At 61.4% G+C, this 6,186-nt stretch carries 5 protein-coding genes; 1 reads left to right on the top strand and 4 read right to left on the bottom strand.

Annotated elements, in window-relative coordinates; all coding sequences use genetic code 11:
- The 4 genes from QZY07_RS22450 to rpoH form a co-directional block, all read right to left on the bottom strand.
- Positions 1-2,100, bottom strand: a 2,100-nt coding sequence (locus tag QZY07_RS22450) for an ATP-binding protein (RefSeq protein ID WP_295407729.1), incomplete at its 3' end; no start/stop codon positions are given.
- A gap of 139 nt (positions 2,101-2,239) precedes the next feature.
- Positions 2,240-3,283, bottom strand: coding sequence for a cytochrome-c peroxidase (locus tag QZY07_RS22455; RefSeq protein WP_295407731.1), 1,044 nt, complete (start codon positions 3,281-3,283; stop codon positions 2,240-2,242).
- A gap of 209 nt (positions 3,284-3,492) precedes the next feature.
- Positions 3,493-4,719: a phosphoserine phosphatase SerB gene (gene serB / locus QZY07_RS22460; RefSeq protein WP_295407734.1), complete on the bottom strand. Its 1,227-nt coding sequence runs from the start codon at positions 4,717-4,719 to the stop codon at positions 3,493-3,495.
- 47 nt (positions 4,720-4,766) lie between these two features.
- A complete protein-coding gene (gene rpoH, locus QZY07_RS22465) occupies positions 4,767-5,606 on the bottom strand; it encodes an RNA polymerase sigma factor RpoH (RefSeq protein WP_295407737.1) in 840 nt (279 codons plus the stop codon).
- Positions 5,607-5,988: 382 nt separating this feature from the next.
- On the opposite strand from rpoH, the gene QZY07_RS22470 reads away from it, so the two are divergent.
- A partial coding sequence (locus tag QZY07_RS22470; protein WP_295407741.1) for a transposase DNA-binding-containing protein occupies positions 5,989-6,186 on the top strand: 198 nt, incomplete at its 3' end.

Below are 6,186 nucleotides of genomic sequence, written 5' to 3' on the forward strand. Positions count from 1 at the left end.
CGCCTCGCCCGAGGCCACGCCAGTCGCCACCATCTGAAAGGATTGGATCTGACTGACCAGAATGTCGCGCGAGGTCGCATTGTCTTCAACCACCAGCACCCGGAGACCGCGCAGATCGACGGGGGTGACTGGACGCTGCTCGTCCGTTTCGAGCTGACGGCTCAGCACGACGGTGGCCCGGAAGCAACTCCCCTGCCCGAGCTGGCTCTCGACCCGGATGTCGCCGCCCATCAGTTCGGCAAGCTGACGGGCGATGGCCAGCCCCAGACCGGTCCCGCCATGGCGTCGCGTGATCGAACCGTCGGCCTGGGAGAACGAATGGAAGATGGCATCCAGGCGTGCCTCGGGAATGCCCGCTCCGGTATCCCGCACGCTGAAACACAGCATGACCTGATCGGCGTTCAGTGCGGTCGGAGGTGGCTCGATCCGCCTGACGGTCACTGCCACCTCGCCCCGCTCGGTGAACTTGATCGCGTTGCCGGTCAGGTTGATCAAGATCTGGCCCAGTCGCGTCGGATCGCCGACCAGCGCGCGCGGCACGGACTCGGCGGCCGACACGATTAGCTCGATGTCGCGCTCGTGGGCCCGGTAGGCGAACATCTCGGTGAGATTCGCCAGCACCTCGTCGAGCGAAAAGGCGGTGCGCTCCAGCTCCAGCCGTCCGGCCTCAATCTTGGAGAAGTCAAGAATGTCGTTGATGACCGCCAGCAGCGAGCGGGCGGAGACCTTGACCTTGGACAGATAGTCGCGCTGGCGCTCGTCGAGACTGGTGCGCAAAATCAGATCGGTCAAGCCCATGACAGCATTCAGTGGGGTGCGGATCTCATGACTCATATTGGCCAGAAACCCGCTCTTGGCCTCGCTGGCGGCGCGGGCGGTCTCGCGCTCGCGTTCGGCCTGCTGACGGCGGCGGCGCTCCGTGAGATCCAGCATCATGCCCTCCAGCAGGTCCGGATCGGCACCCTGCCGGACCAGTCGCAGCGAGATTTCGGCCCAGAAGGTGGAACCGTCGGCACGCCGGAATTCCGCCTCGAAGGCATCGAGCGCCCCGTTCTCGCGCACCAGGGCAAGCATGGTCTGACGATCCGCCGGATTGATATAGACCTTCCAGCCGAGATCCTGAATCCGAGCGCGGAGCTGCTCCAGATCCGCGTAGCCCAGCATGTCCAGCAGGGCGCGATTGGCGGTCACGAGCTGTCCATCCGGGGTGCTTTGAAAGATACCTTCGGCGGCATTGTCGAAGATGGCTCGATATTTGGCCGCGACGTCCTCCAGACCTCGTCGCGCCGCGGCCAGCTCGGCGGCCATGCGGTCGAAGGACTGCCCCAGGATGCCGATTTCGTCGCCGCGCCGGATGTCGAGACGGACATTCAGATCGCCCTCGGCGATCCGCAGCGCGCCCCGGTTCAGGGCGACGATGGGCCGGGCGATCAGGCGTCCCATCCACCAACCGCCGAGCAGGATCAGGGGAAGCGTGCTGGCGAACACGGCCAGGGCAATCCCGAGCATGCGGCGCTCGTAAGCGCGCAGGGTGGCCACGGAGATGTCGGCCCCCAGCACCCCGACCCGAAACCCGTCGGCGGTGCGGATGGGCGCATAACCGGACAGCCAGGTTCCCCAGCGATCCGTATAGACCTCGGTTTCGACCAACGTATCTTCCAGGGTTGCGATGTTGCTACGCAGCAAAGGGCTGGCGTCATCGTAGAGGGTTCCCAAATCCACCATGTCGGCTGGATTGTCCTCGGCATCCACCACGAAACGGATGGCTCCATCCGAATCCAGTCGCAGCGAATAGACGTATTTGAGATCCGAGGCGCCATCGCGAATCGCTTGCAGGGCGCGCTTCATACGCCGGAAGTCATCGGTATCCATCCCCGCCTCCGGGGTGACGCGGACATGCAGATCCGCGTCCAGACCCGCGGCGGCGACACCGACAAGATCGCCCAGACGCTGGCGCAGATCCACCATCGCCTGCTCGCGCATGACCTGAAACAGCACGACGGTAGTCAGCGCGGACACCAGCAGCGCGACCCCGAAAAACACCAGCGTCAGTTTCCACTGGAGACCAAAAGGACGGGATCCTGGAGTGGCAGTTGGCATCGACGGCGGTTGATCTGGACGATTCGTTGCGGAGGGTGGACTATAAACATTCTTGACGAGCAAGTCCTGAATGCAAAGCCGCTCCTAATCTCCCAATCCACGCGAGAGATGTCTGGAGAGAAGGAGCATCGGTGGCGAATCAGAACTGCGGACGTGGCGTCTCGGCCGTCTCCATCGGCAGGATCGGATATTCGACCTTGGGCAGTTCGCCCGTGAGCGATTCCAGGAAGGCGACGATTTTGCCCGCCTCTTCGTCGCTGATTTCGGCTCCAAGTTGAGCCGTGCCCATCACGGCCACCGCCTGCCTGAGATCCCAGACCTGCCCGGAATGGAAATAGGGTGCGGTCAGCGCGATGTTGCGCAGGGGCGCGGCACGGAAAACGTATTCGTCGGAGACCGAATGGGTGACCTGGAAGCGACCCTTATCCCCCGGCGGCAGAATATCCGCGCCGGGGCGCTTGATCAGGCCAAAGGGGAAATAGTTCTCGCCGCCGACGTTGACCCCACTGTGACAGGCGGTACAGCCACGCGTCACGAAGATGCCGAGTCCCTCCTTCTGCTCTTCCGTCATGGCCGCGTCATTACCCTCCATGAACTGATCGAAAGGCGAGGCCGGCGTCACCAGCGTCACCTCGAAGGCCTCGATGGCCTTGGCCATATTGTCGAAGGTGACCGGATCCGCTTCGCCAGGAAAGGCACGTCCGAAGCGTTCGACGTATTCCGGCATGCTCTTAAGAGTCACGACAACCTGCGTGGGGTTGTTGGCCATTTCGACGCCCGCCTGGATCGGCCCCTTGGCCTGAGCCTTCAGATCCTCGGCGCGCCCGTCCCAAAACTGGGCAGTATTGAAGACCGCGTTGAAGACGGTCGGCGAATTGCGCGGACCCTTTTGCCAGCCATGACCGATCGCGGTCGAGAGATTGTCGTCGCCCCCGGTCCCCAGGTTATGACAGGTGTTGCAGCTGATGACTCCGCTGGCGGATAGACGCGGATCGAAAAACAGCATCTTGCCGAGATCGATTTTCTCGCGGGTCATGGCATTGTCGTGTGGCTGCTGGGGGCCATACGGCAGCGCCTGAAGACCGACTGCGGCGGCCTTGGCACGCAGTTCCTGATCGTTCGCCGAGACTGACGCCGCGGCGATGGCCGCCAGCGCGGCAAGCAGAAGGATAGATTTCGACATCAGAGGGATCTCCCGATGATGCAAGTGGCGAGACTCGATTCCCGAGCCGTCCTGTCAGACGTTCAGGCGTCGCGCCGGATTGGTGCTGCAAACCTTAAAGAAAATAGGAATTTATAGCAAATCCCGATGACCGATCAAAATGATCGTTGCGACCGATGGAGAGGGTTGCGAGTCGGCGGCGGCCAGAAGCGAGGACCGCTCGGTTCGGATCAGATTTCGACCAGCATCGCGACATCTCGGTCGCGCATGCCGAGCAGATAGAGGATGCCGTCGAGCCCGACCGTGGCGATGGAGTGCCTGGCCTGTCGCGTGACGAAGGGCTTGGCGTGGAAGGCGATGCCAAGTCCCGCGATGGAGAGCATGGGCAGATCGTTGGCGCCATCGCCGACCGCGATGACCTGCTCCAGGCGGATCCCCTCGCGGGCGGCGATCTCGCGCAGCAGGGCGGCCTTGCGCGCACCGTCGACGATTTCGCCCGATACCTCGCCGGTCAGCTTGCCGTCGCGAAATTCCAGGCGATTGGCGAAGACCTCGTCGATCCCGAAGCGGCGTTGCAGATGTTCGGCAAAATAGGTGAAGCCGCCGGACAGGATGGCGATCCTGTAACCCAGCCGTTTGAGGGTGGCGATCAGTCTGTCGGCCCCATCGGTGATTGGCAGTCGCTCGGCGACCCCGGCCAGCACGGATTCGTCCAGCCCCTTCAGCAGCGCCATGCGACGGCGGAAGCTCTCCTGAAAGTCCAGCTCGCCGCGCATGGCCGCCTCGGTGATGGCCGCTACCTCGGCGCCAACGCCGGCCACGGCGGCCAGTTCGTCGATCACCTCGGTTTGGATCAGGGTCGAATCCATATCGAAACAGACGAGACGACGATTCCGCCGGAAGATATCGTCTTCCTGCACGGACACATCGACATCCATGACCTGACCCAGCGCCAGGAGGGCGCCATGCAGATCGGCGAGATTCTCGACCGCGCCCCGCACCGAGAGCTCGACCGACGCCAGCGGATGTGGACGCCGATCGCGGCGCGAGATGCGCCCGGTTAGTCTCACGATATGGTCGACATTGAGCCCAAGTTCGGCGACGACGGCAGAGATTTGCGCAAGGTGCTCGGCATCGATCTGACGGCCGAGCAGCGTGATAATGTGCCGCGGCTGACCCTGTTCGCGCACCCATCCCTCATAGTCGTCGGCGTCGATGGGCGTGAAACGAATGTCTAGCCCCATTCCATGGGCGCGAAACAGCAGATCCTTGAAGACCGGACAGGCGCTGCCGTCGCGCGGGAGTTCGACGAGCAGTCCCAGCGTCAGCGAATTGTGAATGGTCGACTGACCGATATCGAGGATGGGGACGCGATAACGGGCGAGGATCTCGGTCAGGGCGGCGGTAATGCCTGGCCGATCCTCGCCCGTGACATTGATCAGGACGATTTCGCTCATGGCGGATTCGCGTCTATCCGTGCCATATTGCCGCAAGCCTGCGGACGTTAAACGTCCAATTGCAAGCGCATCTTCTTCATCGCGTTCTTCTCGATCTGCCGAATCCGTTCGGCGGAAACCCCGAACTGTTCGGCCAACTCATGCAGCGTCTGCTTTTTTTCGGACAGCCAGCGCTCATGCAGAATGGTCTTGCTGCGCTCGTCCAGGCCCTGGAGCGCGGCATAGAGTCGTTCGCGCCGATTGCGATCCGTATCCTCCAGTTCCAGCATTTTTGCCGGTTCCATGCGCGTATCGGGCAGATAGGTCGACGGTGCCGTGGGGGAATCGTCGTCATCGTCTTCCAGACCGTCGAAGGACAGATCCTGGTTCGACAGACGCGATTCCATTTGCAGGACGGTTTCGGGTTTGACGCCAAGATCCGCCGCAACGTCCTCGACTTCCTGCCGGGTGAACCAGCCAAGACGCTTTTTGGAACTGCGCAGATTGAAAAACAGCTTCCGCTGGGCCTTGGTGGTCGCAACCTTCACGATCCGCCAGTTGCGCAGAATGTACTCGTGAATCTCGGCGCGAATCCAGTGCACGGCGAAAGACACCAGGCGCACGCCCATATCCGGCTCGAAGCGACGCACCGCCTTGATTAGACCCACGGTGCCTTCCTGAATCAGATCCGGAAGCGGAAGACCGTAACCAAGATAACCGCGGGCAATGCGGATCACGAATCTCAAGTGAGAAGTGACCAATCGCCGGGCCGCAGCCATATCGCCATGGTCGCGCAGTTGAATCGCCAGCGACTTTTCCTCTTCCGGAGTCAGGACCGGAATCTGATAAGCGCTGCTGATGTACGACTCGATTGTGCCTGTCGGCATCAGGGAGAAATCTTTAGCCATGTTCCGATACCTAAGAGTTGTTTCTTGTAAAAGCCTACCAATAAAGTCGGTTTTTGGCTAGCACTTTCGACGCGGTTTTGAGATTGGACCGCGACAAAAGTTTCATGAACTCTAGGCAAAACTTTCACTTTGCACAAGATAACCAAAGGAAAACAAGGCATCGTATGTTTCGATGAAAACCATAGGTGACAGTTATCAGACAATATTAGGACTTACGCATTGACAGAAGATCGAAATTGTGGGCCGACATGCTCATAGCTTTACCCATATCTTTCGGGCGTTCTGTACACGATCGAGAGGCAACCTGGATGGCCAGGGTAGACCGGACGGGCTGGTTCCGTTTCAATAGGTGCTGAGTGAACGTTAAGCGGAACAGAGCATCATGCACGAGACAGCCACGGGTCGCCCAAGCGATGGGGCCACACCGACACACGCGCACCTGGCGCTGGGCGCACTGGACACGGAATTGGCCGGTATTGATCTGGGGGACGCCCGGCTGAACCGGCGCGCGCAACAGGTGTTGGGACAGGTGGGGGCGAAGCCGAGCGTGAGCATTCCCGCGGCCTGCGGCGGCTGGGAC

The sequence above is a fragment of the uncultured Thiocystis sp. genome (assembly GCF_903866365.1).
Classification (GTDB): Bacteria; Pseudomonadota; Gammaproteobacteria; order Chromatiales; family Chromatiaceae; genus Chromatium.

Coding starts and splice junctions, on each gene's coding strand:
- QZY07_RS22455 (WP_295407731.1), bottom strand. CDS start 3,283: ATGTCGAAATCTATCCTTCTGCTTGCCGCGCTGGCGGCCATCGCCGCG.
- rpoH (WP_295407737.1), bottom strand. CDS start 5,606: ATGGCTAAAGATTTCTCCCTGATGCCGACAGGCACAATCGAGTCGTAC.
- serB (WP_295407734.1), bottom strand. CDS start 4,719: ATGAGCGAAATCGTCCTGATCAATGTCACGGGCGAGGATCGGCCAGGC.